At 70.7% G+C, this 1675-nt stretch carries 2 protein-coding genes and 1 pseudogene; 2 read left to right on the forward strand and 1 reads right to left on the reverse strand.

Translation table 11 applies throughout. From position 1 onward, the window contains the following. Window positions 1–536: pseudogene (locus tag C1I97_RS36785) on the forward strand (hypothetical protein); the annotation flags it as partial. A gap of 32 nt (window positions 537–568) precedes the next feature. Here C1I97_RS36785 and tpg read toward each other — a convergent pair. Next, window positions 569–1141 (reverse strand): telomere-protecting terminal protein Tpg, encoded by a 573-nt coding sequence (gene tpg / locus C1I97_RS43155; RefSeq protein WP_111007224.1) that lies wholly within the window; start codon window positions 1139–1141, stop codon window positions 569–571. Between the two features lie 26 nt (window positions 1142–1167). Here tpg and C1I97_RS36795 point away from each other — a divergent pair. After that, on the forward strand, window positions 1168–1675 hold a 508-nt coding region (locus C1I97_RS36795), incomplete at its 3' end, for a transposase (RefSeq protein ID WP_146608430.1).

Raw genomic sequence — 1675 nt, forward strand, 5'->3', positions numbered from 1 at the left:
GCGCCGCCCCGTGCACGCCACCGCCGATCGCCTGGCGGCACCGCCCACCACCCGTGCCTCTCACCGCGCACACCGCCCAGCGAGTCGCCCACCGGCTGCACGCGGCGACCGCACATCCTCGCCTGGCCGCGGCCCTCGCCGCCGCACTGATCATCGGCGCCTCCCTCCAGCAACTCGCCACCGCCCGCCCTCGCGACTACGACGACGCCGCGGCCATGCTCGCCCTGCACGACCGCGCCCGCTACACCGACGGCTGCGCCGCCTACCCCGTACCGCCCTGGGCGGGCATCTTCCTGCGGGCCGCGGCCTGCTTCACCCGGCTCGTATCCGGCGAAGACCAGGAGCTGCTCGCCGCGCCCGGTGACCGCGGACACCTGCTGCGCATGGCGGAGACGGCCAGACTGCGCCCGCCACAGCCGCCCACAGCCCGCCGCAAAGGCCCGGTCGGCCGTGTGGAGTGGGACTGGCGCGAGCGGCAGGAAGCCGAGAGGTACAAAGCGATACCGGCCAGGCGCGCCAGGCCGTCGCAACGCTGACCACCCTGCAGTGCTCGCTCGACGGGCCAGGCTCAGCTGATCGAAAAGTCGGCGAACTCGACATCGCTGAAAGCCACGTGCAGACCATGGGCGCGGCGGCCCCACTCGCGAAAGTAGGCGTGCCCCAGCGCCCGAGCCAGGATCACCGTCTGCTGCTGCTCGCCTGCGCCGGCATCCCGAGCGGCGAACAGCTCCCGGGCTACCTCTCCCGGCAAGTCCTGGGTGATCCACCGCACCCGCGGATCATCCGAGGACCCCGCAGGAGCCGCGAACCCGAACCGCGCCCGGGTATGGAAGACGAAGCCCTCCGCCTCGGCCTGGGCACGCCGACGGACCCGTACCCGGGGCTGCCACCGAGCCAGAACCGCTTCCTCGATCGCCCGGACCTGCAGCGGACCCGGCGGACGACGTGCCTCGGCTCTCTTTGACACCCACCGCTGCACAGTGCGCTGCGAGACCCCCAGAACCGTGGCCACCTTCCGGGTGGAACCCCGGTTCCTCGCCAGCAGAAAACGCAGGCGGGCCTCAGAGGGCGTTAAGTCCCGTTCCGGATGATCTGGTATCGCCCGTTCGTGGGTGATGGGACGGTTCCGCCCCTGTGTCATGTCGTGTGCATGGTGGGGTCGCGGGCATGGAACGGATGCCGTACGCAACCGACTTGACCGACGAGCAGTGGTCGCTGATCGAGCCGTTGGTCACCGGGTGGAAGCAGGAGCGGGTGGCGCGGTCGGCGACGGGGGACCCGGGTTCCTGCGACCTGTGGGAGGTCGTGAATGCGATCTTCTACCAGAACCGGACGGGCTGTCAGTGGCGGCTCCTGCCGCACGATTTCCCGGCCTGGTCGGCGGTGTTCTACTACTTCACGCTGTGGCGCGAGGACGGCCTCGACCAGCGGATCCAGGAGATCCTGCGCTGCCAGGTGCGGGAGCGGGCCAGACGATTAGAGGACCCGTCCCTGGTGATCATCGACACCCAGTCCGTCCGCGTGGCGGCCGGGGTGCCGAAGAAGACCACGGGACTGGATGCGAACAAGAAGACGCCCGGCCGCAAGCGCGGGCTCGCCGTGGACGTCATGGGCCTGATCATCGGCGTGGTGGTCCTGGCCGCGAGCGCACACGACAACGAGGCCGGCATCGCCC

The organism is Streptomyces sp. NTH33, assembly GCF_003236365.1.
GTDB lineage: Bacteria > Actinomycetota > Actinomycetes > Streptomycetales > Streptomycetaceae > Streptomyces.